At 62.0% G+C, this 21,022-nt stretch carries 21 protein-coding genes; 20 read left to right on the top strand and 1 reads right to left on the bottom strand.

The features are described from left to right. Positions 1 to 8 precede the first annotated feature (8 nt). The gene (locus AACW87_RS20300; protein WP_445206865.1) at positions 9 to 956 is read right to left on the bottom strand and encodes a 1-aminocyclopropane-1-carboxylate deaminase/D-cysteine desulfhydrase; all 948 of its coding nucleotides are present in this window, start codon (positions 954 to 956) and stop codon (positions 9 to 11) included. 69 nt (positions 957 to 1,025) lie between these two features. On the opposite strand from AACW87_RS20300, the gene AACW87_RS20305 reads away from it, so the two are divergent. The 20 genes from AACW87_RS20305 to mreD all read left to right on the top strand — a co-directional run bounded on the left by AACW87_RS20305 (position 1,026) and on the right by mreD (position 21,005). Further along, positions 1,026 to 1,889, top strand: coding sequence for an MSHA biogenesis protein MshI (locus AACW87_RS20305; RefSeq protein ID WP_043557033.1), 864 nt, complete (start codon positions 1,026 to 1,028; stop codon positions 1,887 to 1,889). Further along, a complete protein-coding gene (locus AACW87_RS20310) occupies positions 1,889 to 2,482 on the top strand; it encodes a PilN domain-containing protein (protein ID WP_043139728.1) in 594 nt (197 codons plus the stop codon). Before AACW87_RS20305 ends, AACW87_RS20310 begins: the two co-directional genes overlap by 1 nt. Further along, positions 2,482 to 3,129 (top strand): type II secretion system protein M, encoded by a 648-nt coding sequence (locus AACW87_RS20315; RefSeq protein ID WP_241325972.1) that lies wholly within the window; start codon positions 2,482 to 2,484, stop codon positions 3,127 to 3,129. Before AACW87_RS20310 ends, AACW87_RS20315 begins: the two co-directional genes overlap by 1 nt. Then, positions 3,122 to 3,442: a SctD/MshK family protein gene (locus AACW87_RS20320; protein ID WP_241325973.1), complete on the top strand. Its 321-nt coding sequence runs from the start codon at positions 3,122 to 3,124 to the stop codon at positions 3,440 to 3,442. The genes AACW87_RS20315 and AACW87_RS20320 overlap by 8 nt, the downstream gene beginning before the upstream one ends. Positions 3,443 to 3,512: 70 nt before the next feature. After that, positions 3,513 to 5,192, top strand: a complete 1,680-nt coding sequence (gene mshL, locus AACW87_RS20325) for a pilus (MSHA type) biogenesis protein MshL (protein WP_241325974.1) — start codon at positions 3,513 to 3,515, stop codon at positions 5,190 to 5,192. Positions 5,193 to 5,275: 83 nt separating this feature from the next. Next, positions 5,276 to 6,169: an ExeA family protein gene (locus AACW87_RS20330; protein WP_241325975.1), complete on the top strand. Its 894-nt coding sequence runs from the start codon at positions 5,276 to 5,278 to the stop codon at positions 6,167 to 6,169. 207 nt (positions 6,170 to 6,376) lie between these two features. Continuing rightward, positions 6,377 to 7,468 (top strand): tetratricopeptide repeat protein, encoded by a 1,092-nt coding sequence (locus tag AACW87_RS20335; RefSeq protein ID WP_241325976.1) that lies wholly within the window; start codon positions 6,377 to 6,379, stop codon positions 7,466 to 7,468. A 32-nt stretch (positions 7,469 to 7,500) separates the two neighbouring features. Continuing rightward, positions 7,501 to 9,210, top strand: a complete 1,710-nt coding sequence (gene mshE, locus AACW87_RS20340) for an MSHA fimbrial ATPase MshE (RefSeq protein WP_043139715.1) — start codon at positions 7,501 to 7,503, stop codon at positions 9,208 to 9,210. Between the two features lie 68 nt (positions 9,211 to 9,278). After that, complete coding sequence (gene mshG, locus AACW87_RS20345; RefSeq protein WP_043139713.1) at positions 9,279 to 10,499, top strand: MSHA fimbrial biogenesis protein MshG; 1,221 nt, start codon at positions 9,279 to 9,281, stop codon at positions 10,497 to 10,499. 63 nt (positions 10,500 to 10,562) lie between these two features. Then, complete coding sequence (locus AACW87_RS20350; protein ID WP_241325977.1) at positions 10,563 to 11,024, top strand: hypothetical protein; 462 nt, start codon at positions 10,563 to 10,565, stop codon at positions 11,022 to 11,024. A gap of 77 nt (positions 11,025 to 11,101) precedes the next feature. Beyond that, positions 11,102 to 11,773 (top strand): prepilin-type N-terminal cleavage/methylation domain-containing protein, encoded by a 672-nt coding sequence (locus tag AACW87_RS20355; RefSeq protein ID WP_241325978.1) that lies wholly within the window; start codon positions 11,102 to 11,104, stop codon positions 11,771 to 11,773. A 14-nt stretch (positions 11,774 to 11,787) separates the two neighbouring features. Continuing rightward, positions 11,788 to 12,261: a prepilin-type N-terminal cleavage/methylation domain-containing protein gene (locus AACW87_RS20360; RefSeq protein ID WP_277606835.1), complete on the top strand. Its 474-nt coding sequence runs from the start codon at positions 11,788 to 11,790 to the stop codon at positions 12,259 to 12,261. 54 nt (positions 12,262 to 12,315) lie between these two features. Next, positions 12,316 to 12,822, top strand: a complete 507-nt coding sequence (locus AACW87_RS20365; RefSeq protein WP_241325979.1) for a type II secretion system protein — start codon at positions 12,316 to 12,318, stop codon at positions 12,820 to 12,822. Continuing rightward, positions 12,809 to 13,369 carry a type IV pilus modification PilV family protein gene (locus AACW87_RS20370; RefSeq protein ID WP_241325980.1) on the top strand — a complete coding sequence of 187 codons (561 nt, stop codon included), beginning with the start codon at positions 12,809 to 12,811 and terminating at the stop codon, positions 13,367 to 13,369. The genes AACW87_RS20365 and AACW87_RS20370 overlap by 14 nt, the downstream gene beginning before the upstream one ends. Beyond that, a complete protein-coding gene (locus tag AACW87_RS20375) occupies positions 13,369 to 14,196 on the top strand; it encodes a PilW family protein (protein ID WP_241325981.1) in 828 nt (275 codons plus the stop codon). The genes AACW87_RS20370 and AACW87_RS20375 overlap by 1 nt, the downstream gene beginning before the upstream one ends. Next, positions 14,186 to 14,656 carry an MSHA biogenesis protein MshP gene (locus AACW87_RS20380; RefSeq protein WP_241325982.1) on the top strand — a complete coding sequence of 157 codons (471 nt, stop codon included), beginning with the start codon at positions 14,186 to 14,188 and terminating at the stop codon, positions 14,654 to 14,656. Before AACW87_RS20375 ends, AACW87_RS20380 begins: the two co-directional genes overlap by 11 nt. After that, positions 14,653 to 18,327 carry a DUF6701 domain-containing protein gene (locus AACW87_RS20385; protein ID WP_277606836.1) on the top strand — a complete coding sequence of 1,225 codons (3,675 nt, stop codon included), beginning with the start codon at positions 14,653 to 14,655 and terminating at the stop codon, positions 18,325 to 18,327. The genes AACW87_RS20380 and AACW87_RS20385 overlap by 4 nt, the downstream gene beginning before the upstream one ends. 204 nt (positions 18,328 to 18,531) lie before the next feature. Continuing rightward, the gene (locus AACW87_RS20390) at positions 18,532 to 19,572 is read left to right on the top strand and encodes a rod shape-determining protein (RefSeq protein WP_005308111.1); all 1,041 of its coding nucleotides are present in this window, start codon (positions 18,532 to 18,534) and stop codon (positions 19,570 to 19,572) included. Between the two features lie 42 nt (positions 19,573 to 19,614). Next, positions 19,615 to 20,520 (top strand): rod shape-determining protein MreC, encoded by a 906-nt coding sequence (gene mreC, locus AACW87_RS20395; protein ID WP_042868624.1) that lies wholly within the window; start codon positions 19,615 to 19,617, stop codon positions 20,518 to 20,520. After that, on the top strand, positions 20,520 to 21,005 hold the full coding sequence (gene mreD / locus AACW87_RS20400) for a rod shape-determining protein MreD (RefSeq protein WP_042037959.1): 486 nt from the start codon (positions 20,520 to 20,522) through the stop codon (positions 21,003 to 21,005). Before mreC ends, mreD begins: the two co-directional genes overlap by 1 nt. The last annotated feature ends 17 nt before the right edge of the window (positions 21,006 to 21,022 follow it).

A 21,022-nucleotide genomic window follows, 5' to 3' on the forward strand; every position in this document is an offset into this window, starting at 1 on the left:
GGCCGCCTTCAGATCCGGCCCTGCTCTTGCAAACCCGCGAGTCCCTGCATGCCACCCGTGTGGATGAAGACTATCTTGCTGCCGCGGGGGATGCGCCCGGCGGCCAGCTCGCGAAACAGCCCCCACATGGCCTTGCCGCTGTAGATGGGCTCCAGCGGCAGGCCTGTCTGCGCACTGAAGGCTTGCACCCACTGCCAGAGGGCCGGGCTGAATTTGGCATAGCCGCCATCATGGTGATCCAGTGCTATCTGCCAGCCGGGAGTGGTGGCCGCGGCCGGGTGAAGGCGGCACGCCTCGTCGGCGATGAAGCTTGCGCCTTTCAGTACCGCGATGGCGAGGATCCGCTCCTGCTCCCGCTTGCCGGCGATCAGGCCGGCCAGGGTGCCGCCGCTGGCGCAGGGCAGTACCCAGAGATCCGGCGAGAAGGGCACCTCGTCGACCAGCTCGGCCACCCCGGGAAGGGCGAGCGGGCTGCTGCCCCCTTCCGGCACTATCAGGGTATCGGGTGCCGCGAACTGGGCCAGCCACTCCGGATCCTGCCGCCGCCGGTAATTCTGGCGGTCGACAAAAATGAGATCCATGCCCCAGCCTTTTGCCGCGCTCAGGGTGGAATTGCTGGCAGCCTCCGGCTCACCGCGTATGATGCCGGTAGTGTTAAGGCCGGATTGGCACCCTGCCGCCGCCAGTGCATGTATGTGGTTGGAGTAGGCTCCACCAAAGGAGATCAGGTGCTTTATGCCCTGCGCCCTGGCGTGTTGCAGCTGGTACTTGAGCTTGCGCCACTTGTTGCCCGAGATGGTCGGGTGGATCAGGTCATCCCGCTTGCACCAGAGCGTGACGCCATGCGCTGTCAGCAGAGGGTGCGAGATGGCCTGGAGCGGCGAGGGAAGCCGGGTCGGCTGCAGGGCAAGCACCTGCGAGCGGGTCGAGTTGGGTTGCAATGAGTGATCCATCATTTATCTGGAGGCTAATACCCTGTTTATGCTAAGGTTTAATCCGTTTTATGCAGCCAGGTGCGGGTTTCAATGAAACAACTTTTCAGACGTTCGACCCCGAGCCGTCAGGTAGGGATCCTGCTGGCCAGCGATCGTATCATGCTGGCCTCGCTGGGGCCCCAGCCAGTGTTCGCTACCCGCGCCATCAATGGCCCGCAGGAGTGGTCGCTTGCCATGAGCGAGCTGTTCAGCCGCCATGGCCTCGCCAAGTCTAAGGTGCGGGTCGCCCTCGCCGCCAGCCTTTATCAGCAAGTCCAGATCGACAAGCCCGCCGTGCCCGAGGCCGAAATGGCCGGCGCCCTGCCCTGGGCGGTCAAGGATTACGTCAATGAACCCGTGTTGCAGCTCGCCATGGACTACGTGGATTTGCCCACGCCGCCTGCCGGCCGGCCGCGCATCAGCGTGATCTGCGTGCCCAAGGCGCGGGTGCAGCAGCTGGCGGATGCAGTCAACGGCATTGCCAGCCTGGATGCCATCGTCAGCGACGAGCTGGCCATGACGGCGCTCTATGAGGCCGACAACACGGTGCGCATGCTGCTGTGGCAGCCCAGGGGGCAGGATCTGCAGTTGCTGGTATTCCATCAGGGCGGCCTCTGCTTCTCCCGCCAGCTGCGCGGCTTCACCGCCCTCACCGGCGAGCATGAGCCGGACAGCATGCTGCTCGACTCCCTGGCGCTGGAGATCCAGCGCTCTCTCGATTACCTGGTCGGCCAGCTCAAGCTGCCGGAGCTGGGTCAGATGCAGCTCGCCATCGCCTCCTCCTTCATCGGCACCCTGGTGCGGCACATGGAGCAGACCTTCGGCTTCGCCGTCTCCGCCATGGCCAACAAGGCGATCCTCTCTGGCGTTGAATATCTCTCGGCCTATGCCGCCGCTCTCGGGGAGGATGCCTGATGAAACGTCAGATCAACCTCTATGGCGCCGAATTTCGCCCCAGACGCCAGTGGGCCAGCCTCAACCAGATGGCGCTGGTGTGGGGTGGCTGCGTGGCATTGCTGCTCTGCATGGCCGCCTTCTACGGCTGGCAGCAGCAAGGGGTCGGCCGTGAGCTGGCGCAGGTGCGCGCTGCGCTGGAGGTCAAGCGGGGCGAGGCCCAGCGGCTGGATGCCGAGCTGACCCGCCACCAGGCCAATACCCTGCTGCAACAGCAGCTTGCTACCCGGCAGGAGGAGCTGACCGCCAAGCAGGGGCTGATGCGCCAGCTGGGCAGTTTGGCGTTGCAAAAATCCCAGGGCTATGCCGGCCTGATGGCCGATCTCTCCCGCATTCGGGACAGGCAGCTCTCCTTGCAGCGGATCGAGATCGCCGAGGGGCGGATCAATCTGTCCGGCTTTGCCGGCCGCAGCCAGGATGTGCCCGCTTGGGTAAACCGTTTCAAGCAGACCCCGTCGCTGGCGGGCAAGCAGTTTGGTGAATTGACCCTGAGCCGCGACAAGGAGGGCCGGCTGGCCTTCCAGCTCAGCGGCATCGAGCGGGAGAAGCCCTGATGAGCCTGAAAGCACAATGGCAGGCATGGGCGGACAAGATTGCCGCCCTCAGCCAGCGCGAGCGGGTATTGATCCTGTTGACCGGTCTGGTGCTGGTCTGTGCCGGCGCCATCTATGGCTGGCTGGATGGCGCCGTCCTGCGGCTGGAGCAGGACAGGGTGGCCTTGACCACGGCCCAGCGGGATCTGGAGATCATGGATCTCGAGAACCTGGGCAAGCAGGCCAGGCTGGCGCGGGATCCCGATCAGAACGTGCGCGAGCAGCTGGTGCGGGTCGAGGGGGATATCGGCAAGCTGGATGCCGAGCTCAAGGCCCAGACGGTGGACCTGATCCAGGCCCACGAGATGCCGGCCGTGCTGGAGGCCCTGTTGTCGCGCTCGGCCAATTTGCACATGCTGGCGCTGACCTCCCTTGCCCCTCAGCCGCTGATGGCGGGGGATCAGCGCATCAACCTGTTCAAGCACGGTATTCGCCTCAAGCTGGAGGGCGGCTACTTTGATGTCTATCAGTACCTGAAGGCGCTGGAGGCGCTGCCCCGCCACTTCTACTGGAAGCAGTTTGACTACCAGGTGCAGGAGCATCCCAAGGCCGTGGTGGAGATGGAAATCTACACCCTGAGCACCAGCAAGGAGTTTATTCGTGGTTAGATGGCTGACGCTATTGTGTTGTCTGCTGGGCTCGGTGGCCCAGGCCGAGGTGCTGCAGGATCCCACGGAACCGCTGGACGGGATGAACAGTCAGGCGGGGGCTACCGCCAGCCAGAGCGCAGGTTTGCCAACATTGCAGAGCGTGATGCTGGGCAATGGCCCGGCACTGGCGGTGCTCAACGGGAAAAGTTACCGGGTGGGCCAGCAGGTCGAGGGATATCGACTGGTGGCCATCAGTGCAGATGCCGTGGTGCTGGAGAAGGGGGGCAAGCGCCAGGCGCTGACCCTGTTCGCCAGCAAGGTCCGTATCTGAACGCGCCCCGCCCGGGATGGGTAGGGCAAGGTTTGTCGAGTTTAATTGCAAGTCAGGGTGCACTCATTACATGAAAAAAAATCATCTCTGCCTGATCTCTGTGGCCGTGCTGGCGGCAGGCTGTACCAGCTACCGGCACCCCGAACCCGTGCAGGCCAAGGACGCACTGAAGCACGCCATGACCGAGCAGAACAAGGTCGGGGCTCTGGCGACCGTGCCCAAGTCGGTACAGAGCGAACTGCTGCAGATGAACCGGCCGCCCCAGGCCCTCAGCATGCCGGAACAGCGGCTGCGCATCGCCGCCCACGATGTGGATGCGGTGGAGTTCTTCGGTTCCCTGTTCAAGGGTTCCCGCTACAGCGTGGCCGTGCATCCCGGCGTGGCCGGCCAGATCTCCGTCGAGCTCAAGGACGTGACCCTGCCCGAGGTGCTGGCGGTGGTGGGTGACATGTATGGCTTCGACGTGCAGCGCAAGGGCAATGTGTTCCACGTCTATCCGGCTGGGCTGCGCACCGAAACCATACCGGTCAACTACCTGATGATGTCCCGTCGTGGCCTGTCCCGTACCTCGGTCAGCACGGGGGGGGTGACGGCCAACGACAGCAACAACAGCAATAACAGCAGCTTCGACAACGCCAACGGCGGCAGTAACAACAGCAGTAGCAGCAATGCCTCCAACGGCAATGCCGGTTCCAATAACAGCAACGGCACCCGCATAGAGACAGACACCAACAGCGACTACTGGACCGATCTGCGCACCTCGCTGGAGATGCTGATCGGCAGTGGCGATGGCCGTGCCGTCATCACCAGCCCGCAGGCGGGCCTGGTCACCATCCGCGCCTATCCGAAAGAGCTCAAAGCGGTGCGCGAATTCCTCAGCCAGTCCGAGACCCACCTCAAGCGCCAGGTGGTGCTGGAGGCGCGGATCCTGGAAGTGGCCCTCAACGAGGGTTACGAGCAGGGGGTGGACTGGAGCGGCCTCTCCGCCAGCTGGGATGGCAACAAGGGGATCACCGGCGGCGGTTCGGCAGCGCCTTCCCAACTGCCCACCACGCCCAACCAGATCTTCAGTGCGCTGGGGGGCGGTGCCGGCTTCAAGATCTCCGACGGCAACTTCAACGTGGCGGTCAATCTGCTCAAGACCCAGGGGGACGTGAATACCCTCTCCAGCCCGCGGGTGACGGCGACCAACAACCAGAAGGCGGTGATCAAGGTGGGAACCGACGAGTACTTCGTCACCAATGCCTCCACCACCATCACCACCAACTCGTCTGGTGTCTCGGATAAAACGCCAAACGTGGAGCTGACCCCCTTCTTCTCCGGCATAGCGCTGGACGTGACGCCGCAGATAGACGAAGAGGGCAAGGTGCTGCTGCATATCCACCCCTCCGTCATCGATACCGAAGAGCAGAACAAGGTGATCGACATGGGCACCACAGGCGGCAAGCTGGAACTGCCGCTCGCCAAGAGCTCGATCCGCGAGTCCGATACAGTAGTGCAGGCCAATAACGGCGACATCATAGTCATCGGCGGCCTGATGAAGACCGACAAGCAGGAGATCGTCAGCAAGGTGCCGCTGCTGGGGGACATCCCCTGGGTCGGCGAGGCCTTCACCAACCGCCGCGAGAGCACCAAGAAGGTGGAGCTGGTGATCCTGCTCAAACCGACCGTGGTGGAGAAGGACACCTGGCAGAACGAACTGCAGCGCTCCTCCGATCTGCTCGACAAGTGGTATCCGCCCAAGGGCTAAGCCATGACACAGCACGCGGTTGGCCTTGTTCCATGCGGCCTGTGGCTCGGTGCCACGACAGGTCCCCAGGCCGGTGACGACTCATGTACCTGAACCACTTCGGTTTGCAGGAGGCGCCATTCGGCCTCACTCCCAACACGGGTTTCTACTACGGGTTGCCTCCCCATGAGGAGGCGCTGCAGGTTCTTAATTGGGCCTTGATGCAGGGAGAGGGCTTTATCAAGGTGACCGGCGAGGTTGGCACCGGCAAGACGCTGCTCTGTCGCAAGCTGCTGAGCGAGCTGGGCTCGGAGGCCTGTCCTGTGCGTCTGGCCTGGCTGCCCAACCCGCACCTCAGCCCGGCCGAACTGCGCACCGCACTGGCCCTGGAGCTGGGGTTGTCGGTGCGCGAAGGCAACGAGCTGGATCTGACGGATCGCATTCATCGCCACCTCATAGGCCTGCATCAGCAGGGCAGCCGGGTGGTGGTGCTGATCGACGAGGCGCAGGCCCTGCCGGACGAGACCCTGGAGGCGATCCGGTTGTTCGGCAACCTGGAGACCGAGTCGAGCAAGCTGTTGCAGATAGTGCTGTTCGGCCAGCCCGAGCTGGACACCAGGCTGGCCAAACCCCATCTGCGCCAGTTGCGCCAGCGGATCGGTTTCTCCTACTGCCTGCGGCCGCTGCGCTTTGACGAGACCCGCGCCTATCTGGAGCACAGATTGCAGGTCTCGGGTTATCGTGGGGCCCCGCTGTTCGGTGGTCGCGCCATGCGCCTGCTGTGGCGCGCCTCCCGTGGCATACCGCGACTTATCAACGTATTGGCGCAGAAGTGCCTGATGCTGGCCTATGGCCGGGGTGAGCGCCAGATCGATGCCGGTCTGGTGCACCTCGCCATTCGCGATACCGACGATGCCAGTCGCCCCGGTCGGGGGCGCTGGTGGCCACTGTTACTACTGCTGGGGTGTGCCCTGGCCTATGGAGTCTGGCCATCATGAACGAGATCAACCAGATGCTCGGGGATATGAAAGCGCCCCAGCTGTATTGTGCGTCAGCATGGGGCTGGCGGATACCTATGCTGGTCTATGGAGTCTGGCCATCATGAACGAGATCAACCAGATGCTCGGGGGTATGAGAGCGCCCCAGCTGCATTGTGCGTCAGCATGGGGCTGGCGGATACCTATGCTGGTCTATGGAGTCTGGCCATGAGCGTGATCAACCAGATGCTCAAGGATCTGGAACAGCGTCAGCAGGGGGGTGAGGGGGCCGTCTATGTGCCTCCCGTGCGGCGGCAGGGCTGGTGGATGCTGGTGCTGACCCTGATCTGCGGCCTAGCCCTCGGCATTCTCGGCTGGCGGACCTGGATCTACTGGCAGCAGAGTCAGCGGGTCGCACCGCAGAGTCTGGCACAGGCGGCCAGCGAACCCGGGCCTGATGCGGTTGCCCGCGCCGTGCCGGTCACGCCGACGGAGGAGGAGCAGGAGCCGGTGGATCTGGTGGTGGCCTTGCCCACCCCGGGCGCCAGGTCCGAGCCCCACGCTGCTGCCGACCCCGACCCCGAGCCGGCGGCGGAAGATCAGGGCGAGACCGGTTATGACGCTCTGCCCCCGAGCGATGAGGCGCTGCAGCCCGATCTCTATGCCGAGCTGGAAGCGGAGCAAGAGGCGGTTGCCCCGCCGCCGCGCAAACCGGGCGTGCTGAAGATAGAGACGGTGAACCTCTCCGAGGCCGAGCTGGCGACCCTGGCCGAGCGCAAGGCCACCACCGCCATGGCCAGGGGGCAACTGCGCGATGCCCAGGACAACTACTATCAGGTGCTGGTCCACGACCCGCACAATCAGGGCGCCCGCGAACAACTGGCGGGCCTGCTCTATGGCGAAGGGCGGCTGAGCGAGGCCACCCAGCTGCTGGAAGAGGGGATCCAGCTCGATCCCGCACAGGCGGATTTTCGGCTGCTGCTGGCGCGGCTCGCCATCAGCAGCGGCGATCAGCTCAAGGCGCTCGGCTGGTTGACCGGCTATCAGCCGGATCTGGCCAGCAATCTGGATTATTACGCCACCTGGGCCGGCCTGACCCAGGAGCTGGGCCGCAATGCCGAGGCGGCCGAGATCTATGTGACCTTGCTGCGCCAGCAGCCGGATCAGGGCCGCTGGTGGCTCGGGCTCGGCGTGGCCGAAGATGGCCAGGGCCACAGCCAGCGGGCGCTCGATGCCTATCGCAACGCCCAGTTGCACGGCAACCTCGGCGAGGCCTCGACCAGCTGGATTGAGCAGCGAATTGCCCAGCTTGCCCCCTGACGGGCGGGCTGGTTCACTTTTTTGGAGTTTGCATGGCACAACCCAGACTGAAAATGCGCCTCGGCGACCTGCTGGTGCAAGAGCAGATCATCTCGGATGATCAGCTGCAGCTCGCCCTGCAGCAGCAGCGTCAGACCGGCCGCAAGCTGGGCACCACACTGATCGATCTCGGCTTCATCAGCGAGGTGCAGCTGCTGCAGTTTCTTGCCCGCCAGCTGGACGTGCCCTTCTTCGATCTCAACAACCTCACCATAGACGCCTCGGCGGTGCCGCTGTTGCCCGAGGTGCAGGCGCGTCGCTATCGCGCGCTGGCGGTCAACCTCACCGACAACCGGGTGACCGTGGCCATGTCGGATCCGGCGGACTTGAGCGCCCTCGACGCCATCGCGGCGCTGCTGCGCCCGCGGGAGATGGTGCTGGCGGTGGCGCGGGAAGGCCAGCTGCTGGAGTATTTCGACCGCCTCTATCGCCGTACCCGTGAAATAGAGAGCTTCGCCGAACAGCTGCACGAGGAGTACCAGGATACCGGCTTCGAACTGGGCTCCAGCAATCTGGGGGCCAACGACGAGGGGGAGGCGACGGTCGCCAAGCTGCTGCGCTCCCTGTTCGAGGACGCGGTGCAGGTAGGGGCCTCCGATATTCACATAGAGCCGGACGAGAAGGTGCTGCGCATTCGCCAGCGGATCGACGGCATACTGCACGAGAATATCCTCAGCGAGGTGCGCATCGCCCAGGCGCTGGTGCTGCGCCTGAAACTGGTGGCAGGGCTCGACATCTCGGAGAAGCGGCTGCCCCAGGATGGCCGCTTCAACATGAAGGTGCGCGGCCGGGACGTGGATGTGCGTATGTCCACCATGCCGGTGCAGTACGGCGAGTCGGTGGTGATGCGGCTGCTGGATCAATCCTCCGGCATACTGTCGCTGAGCGAGACCGGCATGCCGCCGGAGATCCTGACCCGTTTCCGCCGTCAGCTCAAACGCCCCCACGGCATGATTTTGGTGACGGGCCCCACCGGGAGCGGCAAGACCACCACCCTTTACGGCGCCCTCTCAGAGCTCAATCAGGCCAGCCACAAGATCATCACGGTGGAAGATCCGGTGGAATACCGGCTGCCCAGGGTCAATCAGGTGCAGGTGAACCCCAAGATTGGCCTCACCTTCTCCCATGTGCTGCGTTCCACCCTGCGCCAGGATCCGGACATACTGCTGGTGGGCGAAATGCGGGACAACGAGACGGTGGAGATAGGCCTGCGCGGCGCCATCACAGGCCATCTGGTGTTGACCACACTGCACACCAACGATGCGGTCACCAGCGCCCTGCGTCTCATCGACATGGGGGCGCCCGGCTATCTGGTGGCGAGCGCGCTGCGGGCCGTGGTGGCCCAGCGGCTGGTACGGCGGGTGTGCGAGCACTGCGTCGAGGAGAGGGCGCCTGACGAGGGTCAGGCCACCTGGCTCACCGTGCTCTCCGGCGAGGCGCCCGGTCAGCATGCCTATCACAAGGGGCGTGGCTGCCAGAGCTGCAACTTTACCGGTTACTCTGGCCGGATCGGGGTCTACGAGCTGCTGGAGCTGGATCAACCCATGATGGATGCCCTGCGCCGCAACGATGCCGAAGGCTTCGCCAAGGCGGCGCGCCAGCATGAACACTATCGGCCGCTTGCCCTGACCGCCCTTGACTACGCACGCCAGGGGATCACCTCGGTGGACGAGGTGCTGCGGTTGGCCGAGGATCTGGGGTAAGCCATGACTCACTTCAACGCCAACCCCCGTGCCGGTTGCCATGACGCTGTCGGTCAGGGGTACTCCTCATGAGTACCTTTGCCTACAAGGGGCGCGACAGCCAGGGCAATGCCGTCAGCGGCGTGGTGGACGCCGCCAACGAGATGGCGGCGGCCGAGCAGCTGATGCGCCGCGGCGTGATGCCGACCGAACTCAAGCCGGGCAAGGCTAAATCCGCCGCCATCGACTGGTCGCTGCTGCTGGAAGGGGGCGTCAAGCTGGACGAGCTGGTGGTGTTCAGCCGCCAGATGTACGCCCTGACCCGGGCGGGGATCCCGATCCTGCGTGCCATCGCCGGGCTGGAGGAGAGCGCCCACAGCAAGCCGCTCAAGCGAGCGCTGCACGCGCTGGGGGAGGATCTGGGCAACGGCCGGCCGCTGTCGAGCTCGATGCAGGCCCACCCCAAGGTATTTGGCAGCCTGTTCGTCGCCATCATTCACGTGGGCGAGAACACGGGTCAGCTGGAAGAGGCCTTCTTGCAGCTCGCCAACTATTTCGATCTGGAGCTGGAGACCCGCAAGCGGATCAAGACCGCCATGCGCTACCCCAGCTTTGTGCTGGCGGCCATCGGCATCGCCATGGTGATCCTCAATATCATGGTGATCCCGGTCTTCGCCGGCATGTTTGCCAAGTTCGGCGTCGAGTTGCCGCTGGCGACCCGGATCCTGCTCGCCACCTCCCACTTCTTCGTCCACTACTGGTGGCTGCTGCTCGGCATACTGCTGGCCATGGTGTTTGGCTGGCGCCGCTGGGTGAGCACGGTCAAGGGCAAGCTGACCTGGCACAGATGGCAACTCAGGCTGCCCATCGTCGGCACCATCATAGAGCGCTCCCTGCTGGCCCGCTTCGCCCGCAGTTTCTCCATGATGCTCAAGGCCGGGGTGCCGCTCAATACGGCGCTGACCCTGGTGGCCGATGCGGTGGACAACGCCTGGATGGCGGGCCAGATCCGCGACATGCGGGCCGGTATCGAACGGGGTGAGAGCCTGCTGCGCACCGCCGGCAGCAGCGGCCTGTTTACCCCCCTAGTGATGCAGATGATCGCGGTGGGGGAAGAGACGGGGCAGGTCGACGATCTGCTGCACGAGGCCGCCGAGTATTACGAGCGGGAGGTGGACTATGACCTCAAGAGCCTGACCGCCCGTATCGAGCCCATCCTGATCGGCATAGTCGCCGTCATGGTGCTGGTGCTGGCGCTCGGTATCTTCACGCCCATGTGGGACATGATGCGGGCCGTGCGTGGCAAGTAAACAGGCAGCTTTACCGTCAGTGATGCGGGGAGTGGATAAGCGGCAAGATGTGGAGCGAAACGGGTGAGCAGACAGTCACAACAGGATGATCGCTGGCTGGGGGGATATAGACGGATGGCCGTGCTGATCTTGCTGCTGATCATAGTGGCGACCCTGGCCCAGAGCTATCGCACCCACAGAGCGGAGGCGCTGGCCCTCAGCCTGGCCCTGCTGGGGGAACAGTTTGCTGAGCGGGCACAAAGGTTGCACGGGCTCTGGCTGGATCAGCGCCGTCCCGCGAGTCTGTTCGCCGATGGTCTGGCCTGGCAGTTCGATGAAAGGGGTTGGCCGATCGGGGCCGGATCCCTGCTGGCGCCCTCGGAAAATTGCCGCCAGCTCTGGTTGTCGATCATAGGTGCACAGAGCCAGGATCTGCCGCCGCTGCAAGCGCTGGCGAGCCGCGATGGCGGGGGATGCGAGTTCGGTTGGGAAGATAATTGGCTGATTTATCAATTTTCTGATGGCAGAGTGCAGCAAAAGCCTTGAATGAGGCCGATTGTGTGGCTCAGTTAAATGATTTTTTTATATCTGCATGAAATAATGCGGGTTATTACGGAGGGACCATGGCAACAAATCGAATGGCACCAACACATCCCGGGTTGGTGATGACGTCTCGGGCGGCGGGTTTCTCGTTGATCGAACTGGTGATCGTCATCGTTATTCTGGGGATCCTGGCGGTGACCGCCTTGCCTCGCTTCCTCGATGTGACCGACGAGGCCAAGAAGGCCAGCGTGGAAGGGGTCTCCGGCGGCTTTGCCACCGGCGTTTCGCTGGTGCGGGCCCAGTGGGAAGCGGAGGGACGTGCCAAGCAGGACAGCCTCAATACCGTGCTGTATGACGGTTCCCGCTTCTATCTGACCACGCCGACCGAGACCCAGGTCAGCAATGGCGAGCTCTCCCCCGGTTATCCCATGGATACCTCGGCGGGTGGCGGTATCGATGTGGATCCGGCCAACCTGACGGCCCCGCGCTGTCTCAAGATTTGGGAGGGTCTGTTGCAGAACCCGCCCAAGGCTACTGCCAGCTTTAACGAGGTGCGCGGTAGCGGCAATGACCTGAAATACTATGTCAGTGTGACCAATAACAGCCTGGACTCGGTCTGCCGCTACTATCTGGTCAATAGTTTGAGTAAGGGTAGTGATGGCAAGTATCAGGATCCGCAAGGCAGTACTGATGCATTCATGAGTTTCAGTTACCGTCCGGCTTCCGGTCAGGTGACCACCAATATCAATTGACAGAGGAAAGTAAAATGAAAAAACAGGCGGGTTTTACCCTGATCGAGCTGGTCATAGTGATCATCATTCTGGGCATTCTGGCAGTGACAGCTGCGCCCAAGTTCCTGAATCTGCAGGACGATGCAAAAACTGCCGCGGCCAGCGGTGTACTGGCCGCCGTGCAGAGCTCTTCCCAGCTGGTATACAGTAAGTCTGCACTGGAAGGCTTGGAAACCGCATCTTCCGGTGCAATATCAAGCTCTGATGGCACAGCAATTAAGGTTGTTTACGGCTATCCCAAAGCATCCTCTGATGGCATTGAGCAAGCAGTGACTATCGATGGTTCTTGGAAGGGTATTTCAGGCGCTTCTTCAACTTTCCGTTTTGCACCAACTGATGCAAAAGAAAAGTCTGATTGCGTTCTTTACACTGAAGCCACCTCTTCTGCACCCGCTAAAGCTGAGTTGGGGAAACTCGACGCAAGCAGTGTGTGTGTTGTAACTCCATAATATTAAAAGGCGAGGCTCCGGCCTCGCTTTCTCCTTCCCCCAATGAGAAACCCCATGCCTGCAACCAAGGGCTTTACCCTGATTGAACTGGTCGTGGTGATCCTGTTGCTCGGGATTCTAGCCGCCTTTGCCGTGCCCAAGTTGCTGGGCAAAGGCGGCTTTGAAACTCAAACCCTCCGCGATGAGCTGTTGACCCGGCTGCGGCTGGTGCAGACCGTCAATATGCACGAACCTGCCAGCAGCTGTACCCAGTTGATCGTTGCCTCCCCCCGTTTTGCCCATCGCACCTATGGCGTCACGGCCCAGACGGCTTGCCCGGGCAGCGATCCCTTGACTGGCTGGACTGACAACCAACTGACCCGTGGTCGAGTGGTGAGCGCCTCATCCGGCCTGCTGATCTCTCTGGTCGGTACCGGTAATGACCGTTTTGTGCTCCGCTTTGATCAGATGGGACGGCCGCTTGGCGCCTGCGCGGGTGGCTGCACTCTGCTGGTGAGCGATGGCCGTGAGGCCAGCCGCATCAAGATCGAATCCGAGGGGTATATCCATGAGAGCCCCTGAACGCGGCTTTACCCTGATAGAGCTGATCGTCGGCATAGTGCTGCTGGCGGTGGCGCTGACCGGCATTCTCGGGCTCTTGATCAATCAGGCGCCCCAGGCGGTGGATCCGGTACAGCAGGTACGCGCCGCTCAGCTGGCCCAGCGCCTGGCCGGGGAGATACTGCAAAAGTCGTTCGATGAAAACTCGGATCACAACGGCGGCCGTTACCGCTGCGGCGAGGCTGTCGTCGGCGTCACCATCCCTGCCTGTTCGACTCGCTATGGCCTGGATGGCGAGCCAGCCCCTTATGCTTTCAACGATGTGGATGACTTCGATACCTCGGGTAACTGGGTGGATGCCAATCTGTTTACCCAGACGGCAGCGGGGATCAGCAGCGAGGAGTATCGCAACTATCGGATCAAAATCGCGGTAAATGCGGTCGATTTCAGCGATGGCACTTTCAAAAGCTGCGCCGCCCCCTGCTCTGTGGGCAAACGCATCGATCTGCAGGTGCGCCTGCCGGATCAGAGCCTGCTCGACTTCTCCTTCTACCGGGGGAACTACTGATGAGAGGGGCGATGCGCGGTTTTACCCTGATCGAACTGGTGATGGTGATCCTGCTGCTCGGCATAATGGCGACCTTTACCAGCCAGTTTATCGGCATCGGAACCCAGATCTATGGGGATGCCAGCAGCCGCGAGCAGCTGATGAGCGATGCCCGTTTCGCCATGGAGCGGCTCAATCGCGAGCTGCGTGATGCTGTGCCGGGCTCTGAGCGGATTGAAGACCAGAATGGCAACTGGCTTGACGAGGGGGCCTGCCTGCGTTTCTGGCCCATCAGTGCCTCCAGCCGCTATCTTGTCCTCAATCGAGCCATGTCGGGCAGCGGCGCTACCCTGGAGCTGGTGATGGCAACCCCCGCCTCTGCGGCCAATCCACTGAGTCAGGATGCCAATGCCGTCAAGGCAGGGGATCTGATGGCCGTCTTCCCGGTGCCGAATTCAGGCGTGGATTCACTGACCGCTGGTTGCGAGTATGGCCGTTGTGTCGCCCGAGTGACCGAGGTGCTGGCTCCGGTATCCGGGGCCCAGACCATTCGCTACAGCAGTAGCGAGACCCTGGCAGGCCTCTCGCCGGGCAGCCGGATCTACTTTGCCAGCCAGCAGGTGCGCTACTGCGTGGCTGGGAACAGGCTCACCCGCGCCAGTGCGGGCATCGCTGCCGCGCTACCTGCCACGGGCGTGCTGATGGCGGAGTCCCTTCGTACTGGCGCTTTCTATCGGGAAACCTTGGCCTTCAACGCACAAGGGGAGTTTGGCATGCGGCTGGTGTTTGAGCGCAGAGGTGAATCCGTCGCTTTCAACCACAAGATAGGGGTGCTCAATGTGCCCTGATGCCAGGCAACCGAGACGGGCGGGGGGCAGCGCCCTGATGATAGCCCTGTTTGTCATAGTGGTGATGGCGCTGCTGGCGGCCGCCATGGGCCGCTTTCTGACCGACAGCAGCGAGAAAAACACGGTGGAGGTGCGCAGTGTGCGTGCCCTGCTGGCAGCCCAGAGCGGGCTTGAGGTCACTCTTTATCGGCTGTTCCCGAATCGCACCCTGGCGCAACCTCTGCCACCGGCGCTCTGTGACGCCAGCTTTGTGACCTCTTTCCCCGGCAATGTGGGCCTTGCTGGCTGCAGAGCCGAGGTGAGCTGCGCCAGGGTGCCCGTTACCTACAATGGCAACGTCACGAACGGTTACCGCCTGGTCAGCACGGGGGCTTGTGGGGTAGAGGATATCAATAGCGCCAACCCGGATTTTGCCGTGAGTCGCACTCTGGCCGTTGAAGCCTATGATGGAGGTTCATGATGAAATGGCTATGGGCGCTGGCCCTCTTCACTAGCCCGGTCTGGGCATTTGACCCCATCGACACCAGCACCTTCTTCCCTGCCGTGGTGCAGGGCCACCATGGCGACAACAACGACACCTGCCACCAGATCAACGGTTACCAGCTGAGCCAGCTCAACAATCCCAAGATCAATGGCACCGGCGGGCTGCCGCTAAACTTCTGCTCCATCCGGCCCGATCAGAACAATACGCCCCGTTGCGATAACGGGGCTGGCGGGTACAAGGTCTGTGCCATCACCGGCAGCGATATTCGTGGCCTTGCCCTGAGCGGCAACAACAAATTTCCGACCATAGGTGCCAACAATGACCTGACCTGCTCATCGGGATCACAAACTGCATCCAGCGCTTCGTACCGCACCATGACAGTGGACAACTGCACAATGACTTTCCCGAGTCGAAGTGAGTCTCAGATCAAGACCCTTATTTTACGTAACAGGGCGACGCTGATACTGGGGGACGGTGACTATTTTATCGACAAGTTGAATATCGACAATGTGACCATTCGCCTGTCCGGCAGCGGCACAACCCGCATTTTTGTCAATCAGGACGTCACTCTGTTCAATACGGTCAGCGTCAACAGCAATGGCCAAGGGAGTCTTGTCTGGGTTAATTACGGCAACATGGTGCTTGATAACGCCACCACATTTTATGGCTACCTCTACACCGATGGTCGTTTGACCATGAACAACAATGCCACCGTTTATGGACGGGTGACGGCCGGTTATCTGAGCATGGATGCTCAATCCAGCATCAACGAGACGGTGCTGACTCCCCCACTGACCTGCTTTGCCGATGGTTTTGACAGCGCCCAGATCAACCCGGACAGCTGGGTGGTGGCCCAGCGCAACAACAGCACGCTGCCATCGGTGCAAAATGGTCGTCTGCGTCTCACCCAGAACGTCACCGACCAGGCCACCTCGGCCACCTTCCAGCGCCTCTTCCCGGGAGCCAGCAATCTGGTGACGATCGAATTCGATCAATACGCCTACAAAACGTTCGACACGAGCGGGGCGGACGGGATGGCGGTGGTGCTCTCGGATGCGACCCTGACCCCCCAGCCCGGTGCCTTTGGCGGTCCGCTGGGCTATGGCTTCAAGACCGGGATCAGCGGCTTCGCGGGCGGCTGGCTCGGGGTGGGGCTCGACGAGTACGGCAACTATGCCAACGAAGGGGGCAACTACAACTGGGGGTCCCGTCCTCAGGCCGTTTCCATCCGTGGCTCGGGTTCAGGCACCTCCGGCTACAACTATCTGGCCGGTACCGTCAGCAACCTGAGTCCGTCCGTCGACAGCGGCATCAACGGCAATCGCCCCCACCGCTACCGCATCACAGTCGACTCCCGGACGACTGGCAGCTCGCTGGCGAAAGTCGAGCGGGATACCGGCTCGGGTTATGGCACCCTGGTTGGTCCCATCAACATGGCGAGTCAGGCCGGCCAGGCGGCGGTGCCGGCCAATTTCCTGCTCTCCCTGACCGGCTCCACCGGTTCGGTAACCAACTACCACGAGATCGACAACGTGCGGATCTGTGCCTTGCGCTCCAACCCGGTCGGGGTGCAGATCGACCACTTCCAGCTCGATCACTCGGGTCAGGCGCTGACCTGCAATCCGGAGACGGTGACGGTCAATGCCTGTGCCGATGCCGCTTGTACCACACTTATCAAAGATCCGGTGACCGCGACCCTGAGTCTTACCCCTACTTCTGTCAGCAATGGCTGGATCGGCGGCAATACGGTGACCTTCAGTGGCGGCTCCACGACCGTTCAGTTGCGCAACAACACCGCCACTGCGGTTACCATAGGGGTGTCCGGCTCGACCCCGGCGACCAAGCCATTCAGCACCACCTTGTGCAAGGCTGGCGCCGGGACGCCCAGTGCGGCTGCCTGTACCCTGAATTTTGCCGATAGCGGCTTTTTCTTCGATGTGCCGGATACCTATTCCAACCAGCCGCAGACGGTGACCATCAAGGCGGTCAAGAAGAGCGACCTGACCCAGCAGTGCGTGCCGGGCTTTGCCAGCCAGAGCAAGAGCATCAAGTTCTGGAGCAGCTATCTCTTGCCGAATAGCAATAACTACAACAGCAAGATGAGTGTCAACAGCAGTGTGATTGGTACCGATCTGGGCAGCGCTACCCTGGTGCCGCTCGCTTTTGACGCGCAAGGCCAGTCGACCATCACGGTCAAGTATCCGGATGCCGGTCAGGTGCAACTGGATGCCCGCTACGATGGCACGGGCAGTGAGGCGGGGCTGGTGATGACCGGCGCCGACCAGTTTGTGGCGCGTCCTGTCGGCTTGTGCATTACGCCCCCGCAAGGTGTGTGTGCGGCAGGGAATAGCAGCTGCCCTGTGTTCAAGAAAGCGGGAGAGACATTCCAGGTAGACATCAAGGCGATGGCCTGGGAATCCGCCAATGATGGGGATATCTGCGCCGGGAATCAGACCACGCCCAACTTTGTACTGAGCGGCATCGGTCTGGGCAGCACTCTGGTGGCCCCCAGCCCGGGCACCAATGCCACGCTCGGCACCACCAGCTATAACCACAGTGCCGCCGCCAACAGTCTCAACAGCGTCAACCAGACGGTGAGCGAGGTAGGGGTATTCCGGATGACGGCGACGCCACCGGTGGCAACGCAGCCAGAGGGAAGCACTGTATCTACGGGTTATTTCGGCTACACCATCCCTCCCGCCAGCAGCGTGCCGGTGGGCCGCTTTATTCCCGCCGATTTCAATCTGGTCAGCGGCGACATAGTGCCGGCCTGCAATGCCTTCTCCTATATGGGCCAGCCCTTTGGGGTTGCGCTGGATGTGCTGGCCCGCAACCTGTCGGGTGGCCAGACCCAGAACTATACGGGGCTGTTTGCCAAGGGGGACGCCTATCTCTCCGTTGCCAACAACAAGGATGGCAAGTCCCTGTCGGCCCGGTTGCGCAGCCTGTCTACGTTGCCCTGGGTGAATGGGCGGTCGGCGTTTACCGGTAATAGCGAGTTTGTTCGCCTCTCCGACACTCAACAGGATGGCCCTTACCAGTCTTTGCTGTTTGGTCTCTATATGAAAGACAACGATGGCGAACGTACCCTGATTGCCAGCCCCGATTTCAACGATGCCGTGGCCGGCAATTGCAGCGGCGCTAGTTGCAATGCCCGGCTGATCGACAGTGTGGCCATGCAGGTCTATTTCGGTCGATTGCTGGCGGGCACGGGGGCGGGTCTTGCCTCTGCGCCGCTGGCCGTGCCCTTGCAGATGCAATATTACGAGGCGGGCAACTGGCAGTTGAACAAGCTGGACCAATGTACCCAGCTCTCTCTGGCCAATCAGGGGTTCAGTTTCCTCAATCCGGGCCAGGCGTTTGATGCGAGTACCCGTGACCTGAGTCTGGGGGGCAATCGCAAGATCCGGCTGGGGTTGGGTAGTGCGGCGCCGGGGGGCGAGTCTGCTCAGGCGAAAGATGGCGAGATCCTGTTCCAGTTTGCCAAGCCGGATATCTCGGTACGGATCCCCTACAGGGTCGATTTGTCGAAACAGCCGTTGCGGCCGCTCTGGTTGTCTGACCCTGTTACTCTGCAAGGCGAGGCCATTTTTGGCTCCAGCCGGGGCAATGATAGAATTATTTATCGGCGCGAAGTGATGCCGTAATGGAGGCGGGGCGGCGGATCTTCGCGATCTTCCCCCCTATCTTCTTGTTTATTAGCGTTTGTCAGCCTGTGCGGGTGAGTGATGACTCGCATTTTTGTCGCGCCTGATGGGTTGGCGACAGTTTGAGCGCTTGCCCATTGGGGTGGGCATTGGTAAAGTTAGCCGGTTTTCTGCACCTCCAAATTCTTAGGATTTCCCGTAGCCATGTTCAAAAAGCTCAGAGGCGTCTTTTCCAACGATCTGTCGATCGACTTGGGAACTGCCAACACCCTGATCTACGTAAAAGATCAAGGGATCGTCCTTAACGAACCCTCAGTTGTCGCCATTCGCCAAGAGCGCGGGAACGCCAAATCGGTCGCTGCCGTCGGTCATGCCGCCAAGCAGATGCTGGGTCGTACCCCAGGCAACATCTCCGCCATACGTCCGATGAAAGACGGCGTCATCGCCGACTTCTACGTGACCGAGAAGATGCTGCAGCACTTCATCAAGCAGGTTCACGACAACAACTATTTCCGCCCCAGCCCCCGTGTGCTGGTGTGTGTGCCGTGTGGCTCTACCCAGGTAGAGCGCCGTGCCATCAAGGAATCCGCACTGGGCGCCGGCGCCCGTGAGGTTTACCTGATCGACGAACCCATGGCTGCCGCCATCGGTGCCGGCTTGCCGGTCTCCGAAGCGACCGGTTCCATGGTGGTCGATATCGGTGGTGGTACCACCGAAGTGGCCATCATCTCCCTGAACGGCGTGGTTTACTCCCAGTCCGTGCGGATCGGTGGCGACAAGTTTGACGAAGCCATCATCAGCTACGTGCGTCGCAACTATGGCAGCCTGATCGGGGAAGCCACCGCCGAGCGCATCAAGCACGAAATCGGCTCCGCCTATCCGGGCGAAGAGGTGCGCGAGATCGAAGTTCGTGGTCGCAACCTGGCCGAAGGTGTGCCGCGCAGCTTCACCCTCAACTCCAACGAGATCCTGGAGGCGCTGCAAGAGCCGCTGTCCGGTATCGTCTCCGCCGTGATGGTGGCGCTGGAGCAGTCTCCGCCGGAACTGGCGTCCGACATCTCCGAGCGCGGCATGGTGCTGACCGGTGGTGGCGCACTGCTGAAAGATATCGACCGTCTGCTGATGGAAGAGACCGGCATACCGGTAGTGGTTGCCGAAGATCCCCTCACCTGTGTAGCCCGTGGCGGCGGCAAGGCGCTGGAGCTGATCGACATGCACGGTGGCGACCTGTTCCACTACGAATAAGACCCAAAGCCGGCCAGCGCGCCGGCTCTTTTTTGACGACTCATGAAACCCATTTTTGGTAGAGGCCCTTCGCTTCAGTTACGGTTGTTTCTCGCCGTCATCATCTCCATTGCTGCCATCGTAGCGGACTCTCGCTTCGGTGTGTTTACCCATGTCCGTGTCTACCTCAGTTCGCTCGTCAGCCCGCTGCAATATATGGCCAATGCGCCAGGTATCATGCTCGATACCATGTCGACCCAGGTGCAGACCCGGGCCGGCCTGATCGAGCAGACCAAGCAGCAGGAACAACAGCTTTTCACCCTGCGTTCGCGTCTGCTCAAGATGGATCATCTGGAGCACGAGAACCAGCGTCTGCGTGAGCTGCTCGGTTCTCCGGTGCACAAGGAGTCCCGCAAGATGGTGGCCGAGCTGCTGTCGGTGGATTCCGACCCCTTCAGCCATCAGGTGCTGATCAACAAGGGGGCGCTGGACGGCGTCTACAACGGCCAGCCGGTGATCAACGATCAGGGGGTGATAGGTCAGGTGCTGCACGTGGGTTCCACCACCAGCCGTGTCCTGCTCATCACCGACTCCAGCCACGGCATCCCGGTGCGGGTGCTGCGCAACGACCTGCGCGCCATTGCTTCCGGCAGCGGCGAGCTGGACAAGCTGGAGCTGCGCAACCTGCCGCGCAACACGGACGTGCAAGTGGGCGACCTGCTGGTCACCTCCGGCCTTGGCGGCCGCTTCCCGGAAGGGTATCCGGTGGCGACCGTGACCCGCTCCGACTATGTGGAGGGCAAGCCCTTCGCTCAGGTCGAGGCCAAGCCGCTGGTGGCACTGGACAGATTGCGCTACCTGCTGCTGCTGTGGACCGACAAGAAGCCGGACGTGCACGATGATGAAGAGGCGCCGACCCCGGCGGCTGCGCCGGTAGCGGCAGCCTCGGCTGCGGGAGCGACGCGCTGATGTTGCAACCCGCCAGCGGCAGGATCTGGATCTGGATCTCGATCCTGCTGGCTCTGTGCCTGTCGATCCTGCCGCTTCCCTTTCAATTTGAACCCTTCCGTCCGGACTGGCTCGCCATGGTGCTCATCTACTGGGCGCTGGCGTTGCCGCACAGGACCAACGTCGGTTCCGCCTGGGTGGCGGGCCTGCTGCTGGACGTGCTGCTGGGCAGCACCCTCGGCGTGCGGGCCATGGCCATGGCCATCACCACCTATCTGGCGGCCTTCCAGTTCCAGAAGATCCGCAACTTCTCCCTCTGGCAACAGGCGCTGATCATCGGCTGTCTCTCGCTGGTGGGCAAGGTGACCATCTTCTGGGCCGAACACCTGTTCAGCCGTGCCAGCCTCAATCTTGCCTATTTTTGGTCGACCCTGAGCACGATGCTAATATGGCCCTGGGTGTTTCTGGTCTTGCGCAAGGTGCGCCGCCGCTTCAATATCAAGTGAATATGAGCAAAAACAAT

The sequence above is a fragment of the Aeromonas sp. MR7 genome (assembly GCF_963899385.1).
In the GTDB taxonomy this organism is placed as follows: Bacteria; Pseudomonadota; Gammaproteobacteria; order Enterobacterales; family Aeromonadaceae; genus Aeromonas; species Aeromonas bestiarum.